This window comes from Pseudomonas sp. A214 (assembly GCF_900156295.1).
GTDB classification, from domain to species: Bacteria; Pseudomonadota; Gammaproteobacteria; order Pseudomonadales; family Pseudomonadaceae; genus Aquipseudomonas; species Aquipseudomonas rhizophila.
In genome coordinates, this window is record NZ_LT707062.1 from 1,762,781 (window position 1) to 1,783,335 (window position 20,555).

The window sequence follows — 20,555 nt, forward strand, 5'->3', positions numbered from 1 at the left end:
TGAACGGGCGCGGGCTTGGGCCTTGGGCGCTTGGGTGTTGCAGTGATATAGTTCGCCGCCGGTTCGGGTGCCCGGCAGTCCGGCGTTTGTCGGTTGGCCAGGGCATTCGGATGTGAGGCTGCATCGCAAGGAGTTTAGATGAGTGCCGACAACGCCTACGCGGTCGAGCTGAAGGGATTGTCCTTCAAGCGAGGGGCGCGCAGCATTTTCAATGACATCGATATCCGCATTCCCCGTGGCAAGGTCACCGGCATCATGGGGCCTTCCGGGTGCGGCAAGACCACGCTGTTGCGGCTGATGGGTGCACAGTTGCGCCCCAGTGCCGGCGAAGTCTGGGTCAATGGGCAGAATCTTCCAAAGCTGTCGCGCAGCGATCTGTTCGATGCGCGCAAGCACATGGGCGTGCTGTTCCAGAGCGGCGCATTGTTCACCGATCTCGACGTGTTCGAGAATGTGGCGTTCCCCTTGCGGGTCCATACCGACCTGCCGGAAGAGATGATTCGCGACATCGTCCTGCTCAAATTGCAGGCGGTCGGGCTGCGGGGTGCCCTGGACTTGATGCCGGACGAACTGTCTGGTGGCATGAAGCGCCGCGTCGCCCTGGCCCGGGCGATTGCCCTTGATCCGAAGATCCTCATGTATGACGAACCCTTCGTCGGCCAGGACCCGATCGCCATGGGCGTGCTGGTGCGCCTGATCCGTCTGCTCAACGATGCGCTGGGTATTACCAGCATTGTGGTATCCCACGACCTGGCCGAAACCGCCAGCATTGCGGACTACATCTACGTGATCGGCGATGGCCAGGTGCTGGGGCAGGGTACGCCCCAGGAATTGAAGGCCTCGGACAGCCCGCGCATTCGTCAATTCATGAAGGGTGATCCGGACGGGCCTGTGGCGTTCCATTTTCCGGCCACGGATTACCGCACCGATCTGCTGGGGAAGCGCTGATGCGCAAGAAATCACTGATAGAAAGAGTTCGCCTGTTTGGTCGTTCCGGCATCGATGTGGTGGCAGTGCTGGGCCGTTCCTCGCTGTTTCTGATGCATGCCCTGCTGGGGCGCAACACGACGGGTGGCGGGTTTGGGCTGCTGGTGAAGCAACTGCACTCGGTGGGCGTGATGTCCCTGGTGATCATCGTGGTCTCCGGGATCTTCATCGGTATGGTCCTGGCGCTGCAGGGGTTCAACATCTTGTCCAGCTACGGTTCGGAGCAGGCGGTTGGACAGATGGTCGCGCTGACATTGTTGCGCGAGCTGGGACCTGTGGTGACCGCGCTGCTGTTTGCCGGGCGTGCCGGTTCGGCGCTGACGGCCGAAATCGGTAACATGAAGTCCACCGAACAGTTGTCCAGTCTGGAAATGATCGGTGTCGACCCGCTCAAGTACATCATTGCCCCGCGCCTGTGGGCCGGTTTCATTTCCCTGCCGGTGCTGGCGATCATTTTCAGCGTCGTGGGGATCTGGGGCGGCTCGTGGGTGGCTGTTGACTGGCTGGGGGTCTATGAAGGTTCCTACTGGTCCAACATGCAGAACAGTGTCGACTTTCTCGACGACGTGCTCAACGGCGTTATCAAAAGTGCCGTATTCGCTTTCGTGGTGACCTGGATCGCCGTGTTTCAAGGCTATGACTGTGAGCCCACGTCAGAGGGGATCAGCCGTGCCACAACCAAGACCGTGGTGTACGCCTCGCTGGCGGTCCTGGGCCTTGACTTTATTCTGACCGCCTTGATGTTTGGAGATTTCTGATGCAAAACCGCACCCTGGAAATCGGTGTCGGCCTTTTCTTGCTGGCTGGCATCCTGGCTTTGCTGTTGTTGGCCCTGCGGGTCAGTGGCCTGGCGCCGACCGCAAGCACCGACACTTATAAACTTTATGCTTATTTTGACAATATCGCCGGTTTGACGGTCAGAGCCAAAGTGACCATGGCTGGTGTAACCATCGGCAAGGTCACGGCAATCGATCTGGACCGCGACAGTTTCACCGGTCGGGTGACGCTGCAGCTGGAAAAGCGCGTGGATAACCTGCCGACTGACTCCACTGCATCGATCCTCACTGCTGGGCTGCTGGGCGAGAAATACATCGGTATCAGCGTTGGCGGTGAAGAAGCTTTGCTCAAGGATGGCGGGACCATCCACGATACGCAGTCGTCGCTGGTGCTTGAGGACCTGATCGGTAAATTCCTGCTCAATACCGTTAGCAAAGACGCCAAATGAGGAGCTTTTGAATGATCTCTATCTTGCGACGTAGCCTGTTGGTGCTGCTCGCGGCGCTGCCGCTGATGGCCAACGCCATGGCCGCGCCTTCGGCCCATGAAATCATCCAGGACACTACCACCCGGTTGCTGGCAGACCTGGCTGCCAACAAAGAGAAATACAAGCAGGATCCGGGGGCGTTCTACGACGCGCTGAACGGCATCGTCGGTCCCGTGGTGGATGCCGACGGTATTTCCCGAAGCATCATGACCGTCAAGTACTCGCGCAAGGCGACCCCGGCGCAGATGACGCGCTTCCAGGAAAACTTCAAGCGCAGCCTGATGCAGTTCTACGGCAACGCCTTGCTCGAATACAACAACCAGGGCATCACCGTTTCGCCGGCCAAGGACGAAAGCGGCAACCGCACCAGCGTCGATATGCAGGTCAAGGGCAATAACGGCGCGATCTACCCTGTGTCCTACACGCTCGAGAAAATCAACGGCGAGTGGAAGGTGCGTAACGTGATCATCAATGGCATCAACATCGGCAAGCTGTTCCGCGATCAGTTCGCTGATGCAATGCAGCAAAACGGCAATGATCTGGACAAAACCATAGACGGTTGGGCCGGTGAAGTCGCCAAGGCCAAGGAAGTTGCCCAGGATGCTCAAGAGAAGCAGGCGCAATGAGTGAGTTGGCGAGTGAGTCGGCCGTTCGTTTGGGCGAATCTGGCGAGCTGTTGCTCAGTGGCGTGCTGGACTATCGCACTGGCCCGGTCTTGCGCAAGCAGGGCCAGGCGCTGATCGGCTCCGCCGGCGCCGCAGAACTGGTCATTGACTGCTCGGCGGTGCAGAAGTCCAGCAGTGTCGGCCTGTCCCTGCTGCTGTGCTTCATGCGTGACGCCAAAGCTGCCGGAAAAACCTGGAGCATCCGTGGGATGCCCGAAGACATGCGCGAAATAGCCCAGGTCAGCGAACTGACCGAACTATTGGTGCACTCCTGACCCACATCCCTGAAAAAGCCCCCCGTCAGAGTCCTGCTTCGCGGGGTTCGCAGGCGCGGGGCTTTTTTGTATGATGTGCGACCCGTGCGCACAGGGCGCCGATAGAGGTTGAGCATGCAGGCCGTAGAAGTGAAGAGCTTCCTTGAAGGAAAGCTGCCCGAAACTGTCATTGAAGTTGAGGGCGAAGGCTGCAACTTTCAGCTGAACGTGATCAGCGATGAACTGGCGGCGTTGAGCCCGGTGAAGCGTCAGCAGCAGATCTATGCCCATTTGAACCCGTGGATCGCCGATGGCAGCATCCATGCGGTCACTATGAAATTTTTCAGCCGCGCGGCCTGGGCCGAGCGCACCTGAGCCCAAGGGCGTCGAGATTCTTATGGATAAACTGATTATTACCGGCGGCGTTCGTCTTGATGGCGAAATCCGCATCTCCGGGGCAAAGAACTCCGCCCTGCCGATCCTGGCCGCGACGTTGCTGTGCGATGGCCCGGTGACCGTGGCGAACCTGCCGCACTTGCACGACATCACCACCATGATCGAGCTGTTCGGTCGCATGGGCATTGAACCGGTGATCGACGAAAAGCTCAGCGTCGAGATCGACCCGCGCACCATCAAGACCCTGATCGCCCCGTACGAACTGGTGAAGACCATGCGTGCGTCGATTCTGGTACTGGGACCGATGGTCGCCCGTTTTGGTGAAGCCGAAGTTGCCTTGCCGGGTGGTTGCGCCATCGGCTCGCGTCCGGTGGACCTGCATATCCGCGGCCTGGAAGCCATGGGTGCGGTGATCGACGTCGAGGGTGGCTACATCAAGGCCAAGGCGCCTGAAGGCGGCCTGCGCGGCGCTCACTTCTTCTTCGATACCGTCAGTGTGACCGGTACCGAGAACATCATGATGGCGGCCGCACTGGCCAAGGGCCGCAGCGTGCTGCAAAACGCCGCTCGCGAGCCTGAAGTGGTCGACCTGGCGAACTTCCTGATCGCCATGGGCGCCAAGATCAGCGGCGCCGGCACCGATACCATCACCATCGATGGTGTTGAGCGCCTGCATTCGGCCACTTACAAAGTGATGCCGGACCGGATCGAAACCGGCACCTATCTGGTGGCTGCTGCTGTCACCGGTGGCCGCGTCAAGGTCAAGGACACCGATCCGACCATTCTTGAAGCCGTCCTGGAGAAACTCAAGGAAGCCGGTGCCGAAGTCACCTGCGGCGAAGACTGGATCGAAGTGAACATGCACGGCAAGCGGCCTAAAGCCGTCAACGTGCGGACCGCCCCGTACCCGGCGTTCCCGACCGACATGCAGGCGCAGTTCATCTCCCTCAACGCCATTGCCGAAGGCACCGGTGCGGTGATCGAGACGATCTTCGAAAACCGTTTCATGCACGTCTACGAACTGCACCGCATGGGCGCCAAGATCCAGGTCGAAGGCAACACCGCCATCGTGACCGGTACCGAGAAACTCAAGGGCGCGCCAGTGATGGCCACCGACCTGCGGGCTTCGGCCAGTCTGGTGATTTCGGCCCTGGTTGCCGAAGGCGACACCCTGATCGACCGTATCTACCACATCGACCGTGGTTACGAGTGCATCGAAGAGAAACTGCAGATGCTCGGCGCCAAGATCCGTCGCGTACCGGGCTAGGTCCGGCTGCATGGGCGCAGGGACGCGCCTGTTGATTTCGTTTCAGGTCGAGGGTGGTAACACCCTCGATGTGTGTCCGGCGCCGCTTGCGACCGGGCATGAGTACCTTGATAAGGACTGACGTTTCCCATGTTGACCATTGCACTGTCCAAGGGCCGCATCCTTGATGACACCTTGCCGCTTCTGGCTGAAGCGGGCATCGTGCCGACCGAGAATCCGGACAAGAGCCGCAAGCTGATCATTCCCACGACTCAAGCCGATGTGCGCTTGCTGATCGTGCGCGCCACCGATGTTCCGACTTACGTTGAACATGGCGCCGCCGACCTGGGCGTTGCCGGTAAGGACGTGCTGATGGAATACGGCGGCCAGGGCCTGTACGAGCCCCTGGACCTGCGGATCGCCCGCTGTAAGCTGATGACCGCCGGCAAAGTCGGCGCGCCAGAGCCCAAGGGCCGTTTGCGGGTGGCGACCAAGTTCGTCAACATTGCCAAGCGTTATTACGCCGAGCAGGGCCGTCAGGTCGATATCATCAAGTTGTACGGTTCGATGGAGCTGGCGCCGCTGATCGGCCTGGCGGACAAGATCATCGATGTGGTCGACACCGGCAACACCCTGCGGGCCAATGGCCTGGAGCCCCAGGACTTCATTGCCGACATCACCTCCCGGCTGATCGTCAACAAGGCTTCGATGAAAATGCAGCACGCCCGTATCCAGGCTTTGATCGATACCCTGCGCAAGGCAGTGGAATCGCGACACCGCGGCTGATTCACCTGCGCGACCTTGAGTCGCGCCCGTCTATCCGTGTCATAGCCAATTTTCTCAGGTGCCCACGCGAATGGACTGGTAGCTTAGGGCGCCTGAGCATTTGCCATTAATGAGGCCCTCGCTATGACCGCTCCCACTTCGATTCGCCGACTCAACGCTGCCGACCCGGATTTCGCACATCATCTGGATCATCTGCTGAGCTGGGAAAGTGTGTCTGACGACTCGGTCAATCAGCGGGTGCTGGACATCATCAAGGCTGTGCGCGAGCGTGGCGATGCAGCTTTGGTGGAATTCACCCAGAAATTCGATGGCCTGCAAGTGGCGTCCATGGCTGATCTGATCCTGCCGCGCGAGCGCCTGGAACTGGCCCTGACCCGGATCACGGTGCCGCAGCGCGAAGCCCTGGAAAAAGCCGCATCGCGGGTGCGCGACTATCACGAGAGGCAGAAACAGGACTCCTGGAGCTACACCGAAGCCGACGGCACGGTGCTGGGCCAAAAGGTCACGCCGCTGGACCGCGCCGGTCTGTACGTGCCGGGTGGCAAGGCGTCGTATCCATCCTCGGTGTTGATGAACGCGATCCCAGCCAAGGTCGCTGGCGTGACCGAAGTGGTCATGGTGGTGCCGACCCCGCGCGGCGAAATCAATGAATTGGTGCTGGCCGCTGCCTGCATCGCCGGGGTGGACCGGGTGTTCACCATTGGTGGCGCCCAGGCCGTGGCTGCGCTGGCCTATGGCACCGAGAGCGTGCCGCGGGTCGACAAGGTGGTGGGGCCAGGCAATATCTATGTCGCCACCGCCAAGCGCCACGTGTTCGGTCAGGTCGGCATCGACATGATCGCCGGGCCTTCGGAAATTCTCGTGGTGTGCGACGGCCAGACCGACCCGGACTGGATCGCCATGGACCTGTTTTCCCAGGCCGAGCACGACGAAGACGCCCAGGCGATCCTGGTCAGCCCGGACGCCGAGTTCCTCGACAAAGTGGCTGCCAGCATCGACAAGCTGCTGCCGACCATGGACCGCGCCGAGATCATCAACACCTCGATCAACGGCCGTGGCGCGCTGATCAAGGTCGAGAACATGGAACAGGCCATCGAGGTCGCCAACCGCATCGCGCCGGAGCACCTGGAGTTGTCGGTCGCTGACCCGCAAGCCTGGCTGCCGCAGATCCGCCACGCCGGTGCGATCTTCATGGGCCGCCACACCAGCGAAGCCCTGGGTGACTATTGTGCAGGTCCCAACCACGTCTTGCCGACTTCCGGTACGGCGCGTTTCTCGTCGCCGCTGGGGGTGTATGACTTCCAGAAACGTTCGTCGATCATCTTCTGCTCCGAGCAAGGTGCGTCCGAACTGGGCAAGACCGCTTCGGTGCTGGCCCGTGGCGAGTCGCTGAGCGCCCACGCCCGCAGTGCCGAATACCGCATCCTTGATGAGCGCTCCATTGAAGGGCAGGGGAAACTGAAATGAGTAAATTCTGGAGCCCGTTCGTCAAGAATCTGGTGCCTTACGTGCCGGGCGAACAGCCGAAGCTGACCCGCCTGGTCAAGCTCAACACCAACGAGAACCCCTACGGCCCGTCGCCCAAGGCCCTGGCGGCGATGCAAACCGAGCTGAACGACAACCTGCGCCTGTACCCGGATCCCAACAGCGATCTGCTGAAAAGCGCCGTGGCCCGCTATTACGGTGTGCAGAGCAACCAGGTGTTCCTGGGCAACGGTTCGGACGAAGTGCTGGCGCACATTTTCCACGGGCTGCTGCAGCACGATCAGCCGCTGTTGTTCCCGGACATCAGTTACAGCTTTTATCCGGTGTATTGCGGGCTGTACGGCATCCAGTTCGACGCAGTGCCGCTGGACGCGCAGTTCCAGATCGACCCGGCGGACTATGCCAAACCAAACGGCGGGATCATCTTCCCCAATCCGAACGCTCCCACCGGCTGCCTGCTGGCCCTTGAAGCGGTCGAGCAGATCCTCAAGGCCAGCCCGGACTCGGTGGTGGTGGTTGATGAAGCCTATATCGACTTCGGCGGCGAGACCGCCATCAGTCTGGTGGACCGCTATCCGAACCTGCTGGTGACCCAGACCCTGTCCAAGTCCCGCTCATTGGCAGGGTTGCGGGTGGGCCTGGCGGTGGGCCATCCGGACCTGATCGAAGCGCTGGAGCGGATCAAGAACAGCTTCAATTCCTACCCGCTGGATCGCCTGGCGAATGTCGGGGGCGCGGCGGCGTTCGACGATCGGGAGTATTTCGAGCAGACCTGCCGGTTGGTCATCGAGCACCGTGAATGGGTGGTGGCGCAGTTGCAGGCCAAGGGCTTTGACGTGTTGCCTTCGGCGGCCAACTTCATCTTCGCCCGTCACCCCCGGCACGATGCGGCAGGGCTGGCGGCGAAATTGCGCGAACAAGGCGTGATCGTGCGGCACTTCAAGCAGGAGCGGATTGCCCAGTTCCTGCGGATCAGCATTGGTACGCCGGAGCAGAACCAGGCGCTGATCGAAGCCCTGGGTGAACTCTAAAGCTAAGGAAGGGGGCAGATGGCCTTATCGCGAGCAGGCTCGCTCCCACAGTAGAGTTGTTGCGAATACAAATTTTGTAACCAGCAGAGGCACCCTGTGGGAGTGAGCCTGCTCGCGATGGCGTAGTGTCAGTCAACATCCATCTGGCTGATCCACCGCCATCGCGAGCAGACTCGCTCCCACAGTTGTTGGGCCTTACTCGTGATGCTCTTCACCCAGGAAGGTCAGCGAGGTGAACACCCCGCGCGTGGCCACGTCCTTGTTGTCCTTGAGCGCGATTTCCATCTGCGCGGCGATCACATTCAACCCCTCGTTACGCACCAGCACCTTGGCCCGGCCTTCGGCGTCGGTTTCTGCTGATACGGTGTCCGGTGCGCTGCGGTAATCACCCACCAGCTTCACCCCTGCCGCCGGTTTACCGTCCAGCAGCACCCGTACCGGCAGTGGCTGGCCCGGGCCTACGGTCAGCGGGTCGACTTCCGGCAGGATCAGGAACTTGACCTGATCAAGTTTCGGTAACTTCGCTCCCGGCTCGTAGATCGCCAGGCTGTACTTGAAGGTGTGGGTCGATTCAATCGCCCCGGGCACCTTGCTGCGGCCTTCGTTGATCCATTTTTTGTCAGCGGTCTGGGACCACATGCCATTGTCCAGTTCCACGGCCATCACGGCCGGTGGTTTGAGGGGTTGCAAGCGAGCATGGTCGGGCAAGCGTTCGACGGTGACCGGGATCATCTTGCCGCCCAGGTCATAGGCCCACGCACCGCTGATTTTCTGCGCCTTGAAGGCATTGTCCTCGGCGCCGTGGCCGTAGATCACTTCGATGTTGCCGCGCCGCTGTTCGGTCCACAGGCCATGGGCCGAGGCTTGTGTGGCCAGGAACAGGCTGAGAAGGGCGAAGGTCTTGGGGTATTTCATTGATTTTCCTTTTTACAGATCAAGGGTGAGGCTGACGGTAAAGTTGCGTGGCTCGCCGGGGTTGACCCAGTAGTTGCTGTACGAGCGCTCGTAGTATTTTTCGTCGAAGACGTTGTTCAGGTTCAGGCCCACGGTGACGTTGTCGCTGGCTTTGTAATGGGCCAGCAGATCCACGGTGTGGTAGGCCGGCAGTTCGAAGTCCTTGCCGGCTTCGCCGGAGCGATCTCCGACGTATGTGAATGCCGCACCCACGTCGGAGCCGCGCAGGTGGCCGTCCTGGAATTCGTAGACGCCGAGCAGGCTGCCGCTGTGCTTGGCGACGCCAAGAATCCGGCTGCCAGTGGGAATGGTTTCGTCACCCTTGGTCACTTCGGCATCGATGTAGGCGAAGGCGCCGATCACCCGGATGGCGTCAGTTACCTGCCCGGTGACCTGCAGGTCGAGTCCCTGGCTGCGGGCCTTGCCCATGGCGCGGTTGGAGTCTGTGGCCGGGTCCCGCGCCAGGACGTTTTCCTTTTCGATATGGAACGCCGCCAGAGTGGTGCTCAGGCGATCATCGAACAGCTCGCTCTTGATCCCCACTTCATAGCCAACGCCTTCCTCCGGATCGAAGGTTTTGCCCTCGGCATCCAGGCCATTGTTGGGCTTGAACGAGGTGGAAGCGTTGGCGAACAGTCCGACCTCGGGTGTCAGTTGGTACAGCAGGCCGGCCCGTTGCGTGAAGGTGTCATGACGCTGGCGGCTGGTGAGCTGCGTGGTGTGGTCGTCAATGCTCTGCTCGAAATGCTCATAACGCACGCCGAGCATGCCCCGCAGTTTGTCGGTGAAGACGATCTGGTCCTGAAGATTCAGCGCACGGCTTTTCACACGCTCGAAAAAATCGGTGCCGGTACGTTGACCATCAGGTTTCGGCTGGCCATAGACCGGTTGATAGATGTCGATGGGGTAAGTGCCACCGTTGATCGTGGTCACGCGCTCGTTCTTGCGATAGTCCTCGTATTCGGTGCCGATCAGCAATTCGTGCTGCCAGGGCCCGAGGTCAAACAGTCCGCGTAATTCAAGCTGGGTAATGCTGTCGTGCCAATTGTTGTCGCGCTCGCGGTAGCGGCGGTTCACCGTACGACCGTCGGCGTTCAGCGGCCGCGCTTCTGAGGCGAATCCCCAGAGTTCGCCCTGTTTGTAATGGCTGGCCAGGCGCAGTTGCCAGGCGTCGTTGAGCTGATGTTCGAGGGCCGCCTGGAGCATGTTGTTGTGGTTGTCGATGTCGCCGTCGTTGGGTTCGCCCAAAAAGGTCGAGCGGGAAACACCGCTCCAACGGTTGTTCGGCGCCACGATGCCGCGATCGAACGTTGAGCTGTGACGCACGATTTCGCTTTCCACCAGCAGGCGCGTATCGGGGCTCAGTTGCCAACTGAGGGAGGGGGCGACGAAGACGCGCTTGCTCTGGACGTGATCGCGAAAGCTGTGATTGTCCTCGATCGCCAAGTTGACCCGCGACAGCACATTGCCCTCAGCGTCCAGTGGCGTGTTGACGTCCAACGCGGTGCGGTAGCGATCCCAACTGCCGGCGCTGGTTTGCAGGGTGGTGAAGGCTTCGGGCTGGGGCTTCTTGGTGACGATGTTCACCGTACCGCCGGGGTCGCCGCGCCCGTACAGGCTGGCCGCCGGTCCTTTAAGCACCTCGATGCGTTCAATGTTGGCCGCATCCGGCGTACTCGGATAACCGCGGTTGGCGCTGAAGCCGTCCTTGTAGAACTCCGAAGTGGTAAAGCCACGCACGCTGTATTCGTAGAGCGTCAGGCCACCGAAGTTGTTTTGCTTTGACACGCCGCCGGCATATTCCAGGGCCCGTTCGACGTTGGTGCTGCCCAGATCATTGAGGACGCTGGCGGGGATCACACTGATCGATTGCGGGATGTCCCGCAGGGCGGTGTCGGTTTTGGTGGCGCTGGCGGAGCGAGTGGCGCGATAGCCCGTCACCGGCCCGGTAGGGGATTCGTAGTCGGCAGAGACGTTGATGGCGTCCAGTTCCATCGGCTGGATTTCCTCGGCGATCACCGGGTCACCCAGCAGACCCAAGGCCAGGCTGGCGAGGGAAATCCGTTTTAGAGATGACATGTTATCTTGTTCCAATTTTTAGTATTGAAACAATATAACACTACTAATGAGAATTTATGCTATTCCTGGCCGACTAAAATAACCGAGGCGAACACGGTTTTTGTGGCGAGGGAGCAAGCTCCCTCACCACAAGGGACTCTTGGCCAGCAAGGCCGTTGCTATCGCGCAGTTACTCTTCTTCCTTCACCACCACCGGTGCCGGCGGTGGGCGCAAACCGATTTCTGCGGTGAGCTTGAGCTCCTTGCCGTTGCGCATCACCTGGATGGCGACCTTGTCGGTGGGTTTGATCCGCGCCACCTGGTTCATCGAGCGACGGCCGTCACCGGCGGGTTCGCCGTCGATGCTCAGGATCACGTCGCCCAGTTGCAGGCCGGCCTTCTGGGCCGGGCCATCGCGGAAAATGCCTGCTACCACGATCCCAGGCCGCCCGGACAGGCCGAAGGATTCCGCCAGCTCCTGGGACAGCGGCTGCACTTCAATACCCAGCCAGCCGCGAATCACCTGGCCGTGTTCGATGATGGACTTCATCACTTCCATGGCCAGCTTCACCGGAATCGCAAAACCGATGCCCTGGCTGCCGCCGGACTTGGAGAAGATCGCCGTGTTGATCCCGGTCAGATTGCCGTTGGCATCCACCAGCGCGCCGCCGGAGTTCCCGGGGTTGATCGCGGCATCGGTCTGGATGAAGTCTTCGTAATTGTTCAGGCCCAACTGATTGCGCCCAGTGGCGCTGATGATGCCCATGGTCACGGTCTGGCCGACGCCGAAGGGGTTGCCGATGGCCAGGGTGACATCGCCGATGCGGATGCTGTCCGAGCGCCCAATGGTGATGGCCGGCAGGTTCTTCAGGTCGATCTTCAGCACCGCGAGGTCGGTTTCCGGGTCGCTGCCGATCACCCGGGCCAGGGTTTCGCGACCATCCTTGAGCGCCACCACAATCTGGTCGGCGCCGCTGGTGACGTGGTTGTTGGTCAGGATATAACCTTCAGGGCTCATGATCACGCCCGAACCCAGGCTCGACTCCATGCGTTTCTGCTTGGGTGAGTTGTCGCCGAAGAAGCGCCGGAACTGGGGGTCTTCGAACAGGGGATGGCTGGATTTGTTGACGACCTTGGTGGTGTACAGGTTGACCACGGCCGGTGCCGCGATCGTCACGGCATCGGCATAGGACACCGGCCCTTGTTGCAGTGCCTTGGTCTGTGGCGCCTGCTGCAGGTTGACGTCGAGGCTCGGTAGGCCGACCCACTCCGGATAACGCTGGATAATCAGTAGAGCGACAAGCACGCCGGCCAACAGAGGCCAGCCGGAAAAACGCAGCGCCTTGAGCATTAAGCACGTCCTACAAAGGTTGCAGGCGGTGTGAGACCGCCCATAATGTCGCGCATTATACGAGGCCGCGCGCGCCTCTGAACGGGATATTTAGGAGTCTTTTCATGGCCGTAGCCCTGAACACCCTGGTAGAAGAAGCGGATCGTTACCTGGCCGCCGCCAGGATTGCCGATTACTGCCCCAACGGTTTGCAGGTCGAAGGCGCCCCTCAGGTGACGCGCATAGTCAGCGGTGTCACCGCCAGCCAGGCATTGCTCGATGCTGCAGTGGAGGCTGACGCTGATCTGGTGCTGGTGCATCACGGGTATTTCTGGAAAGGCGAAAATCCGTGCGTCACCGGCATGAAGCAACGTCGCCTCAAAACCTTGCTCAAGCACGATATCAGTCTGCTGGCCTACCACTTGCCGCTGGATCTGCATGCCGAGGTGGGCAATAACGTGCAATTGGCTCGCCAGTTGGACATTACCGTCGAAGGGCCGCTGGACCCGGACAACCCCAAGGTCGTCGGCCTGGTGGGCTCCTTGTCCGAACCGATGACGCCTCGGGACTTCGCCCGTAAAGTGCAGGAAGTCATGGGCCGCGAACCTTTGTTGATCGAAGGCGAGCAGATGATCCGCCGGGTCGGCTGGTGCACGGGCGGAGGCCAGGGCTACATCGATCAGGCCGTGCTGGCCGGGGTTGATCTGTTTCTCAGTGGCGAGGCGTCCGAGCAGACCTTTCACAGCGCCCGGGAAAACGGCATCAGCTTCATCGCCGCCGGGCACCATGCGACCGAGCGCTATGGTGTGCAGGCATTGGGCGATTACCTGGCGCGGCGCTTTGCTTTGGAGCATATCTTCATAGATTGCCCGAATCCCATCTGACTAACGCTGAACTGAATGTGGGAGCGGGCCTGTGGGAGCAAAGCTTGCTCGCGATAGCGGTATTGCATGTGCCGACGTCATCGCGAGCAAGCTTTGCTCCCACGGAGGCCACCGCAACGCCCGAACCGGCAGGCATATCCATATGCTGTTTCGATCTAGTTGGCGCCCTGATTAGAAGAGGTCGCTGTGCTAGGATTCCCCGCTCGAACACGGCCCGCTGGCCGTTCATAAGAAAGTTTTCGTGAGTAGCCATGGTCGACAAACTGACGCATCTGAAACAGCTGGAGGCGGAAAGCATCCACATCATCCGCGAGGTGGCCGCCGAGTTCGATAACCCGGTGATGCTGTACTCCATCGGTAAAGACTCCGCCGTGATGCTGCACCTGGCACGCAAGGCGTTTTTCCCCGGCAAGCTGCCGTTTCCGGTGATGCATGTCGACACCCGCTGGAAATTCCAGGAAATGTACAAGTTCCGCGACCGCATGGTTGAAGAGCTGGGCCTGGACCTGATCACTCACGTGAACCCGGACGGTGTGGCGCAAGGCATCAACCCGTTTACTCACGGCAGCGCCAAGCACACCGACATCATGAAGACCGAAGGCCTGAAACAGGCTTTGGACAAGTATGGTTTCGACGCCGCTTTTGGTGGTGCCCGCCGCGATGAAGAGAAGTCCCGCGCCAAGGAGCGCGTGTACTCGTTCCGCGACAGCAAGCATCGCTGGGATCCGAAGAACCAGCGCCCGGAGCTGTGGAACGTCTACAACGGCAAGGTCAACAAGGGCGAGTCGATTCGCGTATTCCCGCTGTCGAACTGGACCGAGCTGGACATCTGGCAGTACATCTACCTCGAAGGCATCCCGATCGTGCCGCTGTACTTCGCCGCCGAGCGCGAAGTGATCGAGAAGAACGGCACGCTGATCATGATCGACGACGAGCGCATCCTCGAGCACCTGTCCGATGAAGACAAAGCCCGTATCGTCAAAAAGAAAGTGCGGTTCCGCACCCTTGGCTGCTACCCGTTGACGGGCGCGGTGGAGTCCGAGGCCGAAAGCCTGACGGACATCATTCAGGAAATGCTCCTGACGCGAACTTCCGAGCGCCAGGGCCGGGTCATCGACCACGATGGCGCAGGCTCGATGGAAGATAAGAAACGTCAGGGTTATTTCTAAGGGGTTGTCATGTCGCACCAATCTGATTTGATCAGCGAGGACATCCTCGCTTACCTGGGCCAGCACGAGCGCAAAGAGCTGCTGCGTTTTTTGACCTGCGGTAACGTCGACGACGGCAAGAGCACCCTGATCGGGCGCCTGCTGCACGACTCCAAGATGATCTACGAAGATCATCTGGAAGCCATTACCCGCGATTCGAAGAAAGTCGGCACCACCGGTGACGACATCGACCTGGCGTTGCTGGTCGATGGCTTGCAGGCCGAGCGCGAGCAAGGCATCACCATCGATGTCGCGTACCGCTATTTCTCCACGGCCAAGCGCAAATTCATCATCGCCGACACCCCGGGCCATGAGCAGTACACCCGCAACATGGCCACCGGAGCTTCCACCTGTGACCTGGCGATCATTCTGGTGGATGCCCGCTACGGCGTGCAGACCCAGACCCGTCGCCACAGCTTTATCGCCTCGTTGCTGGGCATCAAGCACATCGTCGTGGCCATCAACAAGATGGACCTCAAGGACTTCGACCAGGGCGTGTTCGAGTCGATCAAGGCCGACTATCTGAAGTTCGCCGAAGGCTTGAAGATGAAGCCCACCAGCATGCACTTCGTGCCGATGTCGGCCCTCAAGGGCGACAACGTGGTGAACAAGTCCGAGCGCTCGCCTTGGTACACCGGCCAGTCGCTGATGGAAATTCTCGAGACCGTGGAAGTGGCGGGCGACCGTAACTTCACCGACCTGCGTTTCCCGGTGCAGTACGTCAACCGTCCGAACCTGAACTTCCGCGGTTTCGCCGGCACCCTGGCCAGCGGCATCGTGCACAAGGGCGACGAAGTGGTGGTGCTGCCTTCGGGCAAGAGCAGCCGCGTGAAGTCCATCGTCACTTTCGAAGGCGAGCTGGAACACGCGGGCCCTGGCCAGGCAGTGACGCTGACCATGGAAGATGAGATCGACATCTCCCGTGGCGACCTGCTGGTGCATGCCGACAGCGTGCCGCCGGTCACCGACAGCTTCGAAGCGATGTTGGTGTGGATGGCCGAAGAGCCGATGCTGCCGGGCAAGAAATACGACATCAAGCGCGCCACCAGTTACGTGCCGGGCTCGATTGCCAGCATCGTCAACAAGGTCGACGTGAACACCTTGGAAGAAGGCCCGGCCAGCGCGTTGCAGCTCAACGAAATCGGCAAGGTGAAGATCGCCCTGGATGCGCCGATCGCCCTGGACGGTTACGAGAGCAACCGCACCACCGGCGCGTTCATCGTCATCGATCGCCTGACCAATGGCACTGTCGGCGCCGGCATGATCGTCGCCCAGCCGCTGGCTCACGGCACCAGCACGCACCACGGCAAACTGGCTCATGTGTCGGTGGAAGAGCGCGCCCAACGCTTCGGCCAGCAACCGGCCACGGTGCTGTTCAGCGGCCTGTCGGGTGCTGGCAAAAGCACGCTGGCCTATGCGGTGGAACGCAAGCTGTTCGACATGGGTCGTGCGGTCTTCGTGCTCGATGGCCAGAACCTGCGTCATGACTTGAACAAGGGCTTGCCACAGGACCGTGCCGGACGTACCGAGAACTGGCGTCGTGCGGCCCACGTTGCCCGTCAGTTCAACGAAGCCGGGCTGCTGACCCTAGCCGCGTTCGTCGCGCCGAATGCAGAAGGGCGCGAGCAGGCCAAAGACCTGATCGGCAAGGAACGTCTGCTGACGGTCTATGTCCAGGCCTCGCCAATCGTCTGCGCCCAGCGTGATCCGCAAGGTTTGTACGCTGCTGCCGGCGACAACATCCCCGGTGAGTCCTTCCCGTATGACGTGCCGCTGGACGCCGATCTGGTGATCGACACCCAGTCGCTGACCCTGGAAGAGAGCGTCAAGCAGGTGCTGGATCTGCTGCGCAAGCGTGGGGCGATCTAAGGAAGCCGCTGCAAGCTTCTAGCTTCAAGCGACAAGAAAAAGCCCGCAGATGAGCGATCATCTGCGGGCTTTTTCATTTCAAGGAACAACTCGGTCAACTGTGGGAGCGAGCCTGCTCGCGATAGCGGTGGGTCAGTCTCCATTTATCCAAGCTGAGACACCGCAATCGCGAGCAGGCTCGCTCCCACAAGGGATTCAATGGCGGTCTGGATACTCCCGATGCATCTGTTCCAGCAACGCATCTTTATCCTGCCACAACTGATTGATCCAGCCCTGGAACTCCAGGCGATAGGCGCCGTCCTGGTCGTAGTTCCTGCCGATGAACTGCGGCGGAATCTTCAGTTCCTGGAAATGCACCACCACTTCGTCAACTTTTCCGCAGAGCAAATCCCAGTACCCCGGTCGGCCGCCGGGATAGTGGATGGTCACGTTGATGATCGACTCCAGCTGTTCGCCCATGGCATCGAGCACAAACGCAATCCCACCGGCCTTGGGTTTGAGCAGGTAGCGAAAGGGTGACTGTTGCTGGGCATGCTTGCCTTCGGTGAAGCGTGTGCCTTCGACGAAGTTGAAGATGCCCACGGGGTTGTTGCGAAATTTCGCGCAGGTCTTGCGGGTGGTTTCCAGGTCCTTGCCTTTCTTTTCCGGGTACTTCTCCAGGTAAGCCTTGGAGTAGCGCTTCATGAACGGGAACCCCAGGGCCCACCAGGCCAGGCCGATCACCGGTACCCAGATCAGTTCCTGCTTGAGAAAGAACTTCAATGGGCGAATGCGCCGGTTCAGCACGTACTGCAACACCATGATATCGACCCAACTCTGGTGGTTGCTGGTGATCAGGTACGAGTGCTGGTAGTCCAGGCCTTCCAGGCCGCTGAGGTGCCAGCGGGTGCGGCGCAGCAGGTTCATCCAGGCCTTGTTGTTGCTGATCCAGACTTCATGAATGTGGCCCATCAGCCAGTCGGTGAAACGCTGGGCGGCGGGGAAGGGCAGCAACAGCTTGAAGATTGCCACGATGAACAGCGGGGTGCAGCAGGCGATGGTGTTCAACGCCAACAGCAGCGAGGCAATGACGCCGCGCACAGGAGCAGGCAGGAAATCCAGCATTTAAATATCCATGGGTCGGTTGGCGGCCTGGATCGCGGTCAGGGCGATGGTGTACACGATGTCGTCGACCTGAGCGCCGCGGGGCAAGTCGTTTACGGGTTTGCGCAGGCCTTGCAGCATGGGCCCGAGGCTGACGCAATCGGCGCTGCGTTGCACGGCCTTGTGGGTGGTGTTGCCGGTGTTCAGGTCCGGGAAGATGAACACCGTCGCCCGGCCGGCCACCTGGCTATTGGGCGCCAGTTGTCGGGCCACGGTTTCGTTGGCGGCGGCGTCGTATTGCAGCGGCCCGTCGATCAGCAAGCCGTGTTGCGCCTCGTGGGCCAGCAGGGTGGCTTCGCGGACTTTCTCCACCTCTTCACCGCTGGCCGACTCGCCGCTGGAATAGCTGAGCATTGCCACCCGTGGCGTGATGCCGAACGCGGCAGCCGAGTCGGCGCTTTGCAGGGCAATCTCCGCCAGCTCCGCGGCGCTGGGATGCGGGTTCATCACGCAGTCGCCATAGACCAGCACTTCTTCGGGGAACAGCATGAAAAACACCGAAGACACCAGCGAACATCCCGGGGCGGTCTTGATCAGTTGCAAGGCCGGGCGGATGGTGTTGGCGGTGGAGTGGATAACACCGGATACCAGCCCGTCGACTTCATCGAGCGCCAGCATCATGGTGCCGATCACCACGGTGTCTTCCAGTTGCTGTTCGGCCATCGGCGCGTTCAGGCTTTTGCTCTTGCGCAGCCGCACCATCGGTTCGACGTAACGCTCACGAATCGAATCCGGGTCGAGGATCTCCAGCCCCGGCGGCAGTTCGATGCCCTGGGCTCGAGCCACTGCCTCGACGTCCGCCGGTTTGGCCAGTAGCACGCAGCGAGCGATGCCTCGGGCCTGGCAAATGGCGGCGGCCTGGACTGTCAGCGGTTCACTGCCCTCAGGCAGCACAATGCGTTTGTCGGCGGCCTGGGCGCGCTGGATCAATTGGTAGCGGAACACGGCCGGCGACAAGCGCATTTCCCGTGGCGTACCGCAACGCTGATGCAGCCATTTGGCATCCAGGTGGCTGGCGACAAAATCGGTGATGATCTCCGCACGTTCGCGGTCGTCGATCGGAATTTCCTTGTTCAAGCCATTGAGCAGGTTGGCGGTGTCGTAAGACCCGGTACTGACCGACAGCACCGGAAGCCCCGCCTGCAAGGCGCCTCGACAAAGGTCCATGATGCGCGGGTCGGGCAGGGTGTCGCTGGTCAGCAGCAGGCCGGCCAACGGTACGCCGTTGAGCGCTGCCAGGCTCACGGCCAGGATGATGTCGTCGCGATCACCCGGGGTCACCACCAGCACGCCGGGCTTGAGCAGCTCCACGGTGTTGCGCATGGTGCGGGCGCAAATAATGATGTTGCTCATGCGCCGGGTTTCGTAATCGCCGGCATTGAGCACCTGCGCGCCCATCAGGTCGGCCACGTCACGGGTGCGTGGGGCGTTGAGTTCGGGGCGGAACGGGATGCAACCCAGCAGGCGGAAATCGCCGCTGCGCAACAGCGGCGAGTGCTCCTTGAGCCGCGCGGAGAAGGCCTCCATGCTTTCCTCGGTATGGACTTTGTTCAGGATCACGCCGAGGACTTTCGGGTCTTTGGGCCCGCCGAACAGTTGCGCCTGCAGCTCGACGCGACCGGAAAGCTCGGTCAGCACTTCGTTCTCCGGCGCCGACACCAGGATGACCTCGGCGTCCAGGCTCTTGGCCAGGTGCAGGTTGACCCGCGCGGCATAGCTGGCGTTGCGGGTCGGGACCATACCCTCGACGACCAGCACGTCCTTGCCGATGGCAGCCTGCTGGTAGAGGGTGATGATTTCTTCCAGCAACTCATCGAGCTGGCCGTCGCCCAGCATGCGTTCGACGTGCGCCAGGCCCAGCGGCTGCGGCGGCTTGAGGCCGTGGGTGCGGGCCACCAGTTCGGTGGAGCGTTCCGGTCCGGTATCGCCGGGATGGGGCTGGGCGATAGGTTTGAAAAAACCGACTTTCAGCCCGGCCCGTTCGAGTGTGCGCACCAGCCCGAGGCTGATGGAGGTCAGACCCACACCAAAATCGGTGGGCGCGATAAAAAAAGTTTGCATGCGGATTCTCTAAAGGTGCATGGCAAAGGCGAGGCTATAACTGCCGTCTACCGTCAATTCAGGCGCCAAGGTTATCGCTAACCGGGGCCTGTGCGCACCAGCCGCAGTCAAAGGACTGGCCTATTTTTTCAATACGTTGCGCCGGGTCCAGCACCCAGGCCCGGGACTGCCACGGCGGCAGGTGGCGCAGATGCTGGGTGTGGCCACAGGACAGCTCGGCCACCCAGTGCCCGTCCTCATCCTGATGAAAACCGGTGACCGTCGGTCTGTTCGAACAAGCCCGTTTGTCCGGGTTCCGTTCGCTTTCGGGCAAATCCTTGTTTAGACTTGTCCGTTCTTCATTCTTATGCAAAAGGTCTCGCCCCATGCTGATCGCCGCCAATAAGGCTGTCTCCATCGACTATACCCTGACCAACGACGCTGGTGAGGTCATCGACAGCTCTGCCGGCGGCGCTCCGCTGGTCTACCTGCATGGCGCAGGCAACATCATCCAGGGTCTGGAAAAAGCCTTGGAAGGTAAAACTTCCGGTGACGAGCTGAACGTTACCGTTGAGCCGGAAGATGCTTATGGCGAATACTCCGCCGAGCTGGTCAGCACCCTGAGCCGCAGCATGTTCGAGGGCGTGGATGAGCTGGAAGTAGGCATGCAGTTCCACGCTTCGGCCCCCGATGGCCAGATGCAGATCGTCACCATCCGCGACCTGGAAGGCGATGACGTCACCGTTGACGGCAACCACCCGTTGGCCGGTCAGCGCTTGAACTTCCAGGTCAAGATCGTCGACATTCGTGATGCCAGCCAGGAAGAAATCGCCCATGGTCACGTCCATGGTGAAGGTGGCCATCACCACTGATTTGTGCGCTACGCTCAAGTGAACTGGAAAGGCGCCTTACGGCGCCTTTTTAGTCTGTTGCTGTTAGCATCGTCCATGGCTGT

20 protein-coding genes are annotated in these 20,555 nt (G+C 60.7%); 14 read left to right on the forward strand and 6 right to left on the reverse strand.

The genetic code is table 11. From position 1 onward, the window contains the following. Positions 1-138 precede the first annotated feature (138 nt). The 10 genes from BW979_RS07950 to hisC all read left to right on the forward strand — a co-directional run bounded on the left by BW979_RS07950 (position 139) and on the right by hisC (position 8,114). Positions 139-948 (forward strand): ATP-binding cassette domain-containing protein, encoded by an 810-nt coding sequence (locus BW979_RS07950; protein ID WP_047228662.1) that lies wholly within the window; start codon positions 139-141, stop codon positions 946-948. Then, positions 948-1,745 carry a lipid asymmetry maintenance ABC transporter permease subunit MlaE gene (gene mlaE / locus BW979_RS07955; protein WP_047228661.1) on the forward strand — a complete coding sequence of 266 codons (798 nt, stop codon included), beginning with the start codon at positions 948-950 and terminating at the stop codon, positions 1,743-1,745. Before BW979_RS07950 ends, mlaE begins: the two co-directional genes overlap by 1 nt. Further along, entirely contained in the window at positions 1,745-2,212 is a 468-nt protein-coding gene (gene mlaD / locus BW979_RS07960; RefSeq protein ID WP_047228660.1) for an outer membrane lipid asymmetry maintenance protein MlaD, read from the forward strand. The genes mlaE and mlaD overlap by 1 nt, the downstream gene beginning before the upstream one ends. An 11-nt stretch (positions 2,213-2,223) precedes the next feature. Beyond that, positions 2,224-2,877 (forward strand): MlaC/ttg2D family ABC transporter substrate-binding protein, encoded by a 654-nt coding sequence (locus BW979_RS07965; protein WP_076383564.1) that lies wholly within the window; start codon positions 2,224-2,226, stop codon positions 2,875-2,877. Next, positions 2,874-3,191: an STAS domain-containing protein gene (locus tag BW979_RS07970; RefSeq protein WP_047228658.1), complete on the forward strand. Its 318-nt coding sequence runs from the start codon at positions 2,874-2,876 to the stop codon at positions 3,189-3,191. Before BW979_RS07965 ends, BW979_RS07970 begins: the two co-directional genes overlap by 4 nt. Positions 3,192-3,305: 114 nt before the next feature. Next, positions 3,306-3,545: a BolA family protein gene (locus BW979_RS07975; protein WP_047228657.1), complete on the forward strand. Its 240-nt coding sequence runs from the start codon at positions 3,306-3,308 to the stop codon at positions 3,543-3,545. A 22-nt stretch (positions 3,546-3,567) separates the two neighbouring features. Next, positions 3,568-4,833 (forward strand): UDP-N-acetylglucosamine 1-carboxyvinyltransferase, encoded by a 1,266-nt coding sequence (gene murA, locus BW979_RS07980; RefSeq protein WP_018614024.1) that lies wholly within the window; start codon positions 3,568-3,570, stop codon positions 4,831-4,833. Positions 4,834-4,962: 129 nt separating this feature from the next. Further along, positions 4,963-5,598 (forward strand): ATP phosphoribosyltransferase, encoded by a 636-nt coding sequence (hisG, locus tag BW979_RS07985; RefSeq protein WP_047228656.1) that lies wholly within the window; start codon positions 4,963-4,965, stop codon positions 5,596-5,598. 123 nt (positions 5,599-5,721) lie between these two features. Continuing rightward, a complete protein-coding gene (hisD, locus tag BW979_RS07990) occupies positions 5,722-7,065 on the forward strand; it encodes a histidinol dehydrogenase (protein ID WP_047228655.1) in 1,344 nt (447 codons plus the stop codon). Beyond that, complete coding sequence (hisC, locus tag BW979_RS07995) at positions 7,062-8,114, forward strand: histidinol-phosphate transaminase (protein ID WP_076383565.1); 1,053 nt, start codon at positions 7,062-7,064, stop codon at positions 8,112-8,114. Before hisD ends, hisC begins: the two co-directional genes overlap by 4 nt. Positions 8,115-8,309: 195 nt before the next feature. Here hisC and BW979_RS08000 read toward each other — a convergent pair whose 3' ends face one another. The 3 genes from BW979_RS08000 to algW all read right to left on the reverse strand — a co-directional run bounded on the left by BW979_RS08000 (position 8,310) and on the right by algW (position 12,477). Beyond that, positions 8,310-9,029: a DUF4198 domain-containing protein gene (locus BW979_RS08000; RefSeq protein WP_076383566.1), complete on the reverse strand. Its 720-nt coding sequence runs from the start codon at positions 9,027-9,029 to the stop codon at positions 8,310-8,312. A gap of 12 nt (positions 9,030-9,041) precedes the next feature. Then, positions 9,042-11,147 (reverse strand): TonB-dependent siderophore receptor, encoded by a 2,106-nt coding sequence (locus tag BW979_RS08005; protein ID WP_076383567.1) that lies wholly within the window; start codon positions 11,145-11,147, stop codon positions 9,042-9,044. A 169-nt stretch (positions 11,148-11,316) separates the two neighbouring features. Then, positions 11,317-12,477 (reverse strand): Do family serine endopeptidase AlgW, encoded by a 1,161-nt coding sequence (gene algW, locus BW979_RS08010; protein ID WP_047228651.1) that lies wholly within the window; start codon positions 12,475-12,477, stop codon positions 11,317-11,319. A gap of 104 nt (positions 12,478-12,581) precedes the next feature. On the opposite strand from algW, the gene BW979_RS08015 reads away from it, so the two are divergent. From BW979_RS08015 to cysN, 3 genes are all read left to right on the forward strand, one after another. After that, on the forward strand, positions 12,582-13,340 hold the full coding sequence (locus tag BW979_RS08015) for a Nif3-like dinuclear metal center hexameric protein (protein WP_047228650.1): 759 nt from the start codon (positions 12,582-12,584) through the stop codon (positions 13,338-13,340). Positions 13,341-13,591: 251 nt separating this feature from the next. Then, positions 13,592-14,509 (forward strand): sulfate adenylyltransferase subunit CysD, encoded by a 918-nt coding sequence (gene cysD, locus BW979_RS08020; RefSeq protein WP_003178041.1) that lies wholly within the window; start codon positions 13,592-13,594, stop codon positions 14,507-14,509. 9 nt (positions 14,510-14,518) lie between these two features. After that, on the forward strand, positions 14,519-16,417 hold the full coding sequence (gene cysN, locus BW979_RS08025) for a sulfate adenylyltransferase subunit CysN (RefSeq protein ID WP_047228649.1): 1,899 nt from the start codon (positions 14,519-14,521) through the stop codon (positions 16,415-16,417). Between the two features lie 195 nt (positions 16,418-16,612). On the opposite strand, the gene BW979_RS08030 is transcribed toward cysN, so the two are convergent. The 3 genes from BW979_RS08030 to BW979_RS08040 are packed head-to-tail and all read right to left on the reverse strand — an operon-like array spanning position 16,613 to position 20,018. Beyond that, positions 16,613-17,521, reverse strand: a complete 909-nt coding sequence (locus BW979_RS08030; RefSeq protein ID WP_076383568.1) for an acyltransferase — start codon at positions 17,519-17,521, stop codon at positions 16,613-16,615. Then, complete coding sequence (gene pta / locus BW979_RS08035; RefSeq protein ID WP_047228647.1) at positions 17,522-19,621, reverse strand: phosphate acetyltransferase; 2,100 nt, start codon at positions 19,619-19,621, stop codon at positions 17,522-17,524. 58 nt (positions 19,622-19,679) lie between these two features. Continuing rightward, on the reverse strand, positions 19,680-20,018 hold the full coding sequence (locus BW979_RS08040; protein ID WP_076383569.1) for a DUF3565 domain-containing protein: 339 nt from the start codon (positions 20,016-20,018) through the stop codon (positions 19,680-19,682). On the opposite strand from BW979_RS08040, the gene BW979_RS08045 reads away from it, so the two are divergent. Beyond that, positions 19,987-20,472: an FKBP-type peptidyl-prolyl cis-trans isomerase gene (locus BW979_RS08045; RefSeq protein WP_047228645.1), complete on the forward strand. Its 486-nt coding sequence runs from the start codon at positions 19,987-19,989 to the stop codon at positions 20,470-20,472. The genes BW979_RS08040 and BW979_RS08045 overlap by 32 nt on opposite strands. Positions 20,473-20,555 lie beyond the last annotated feature (83 nt).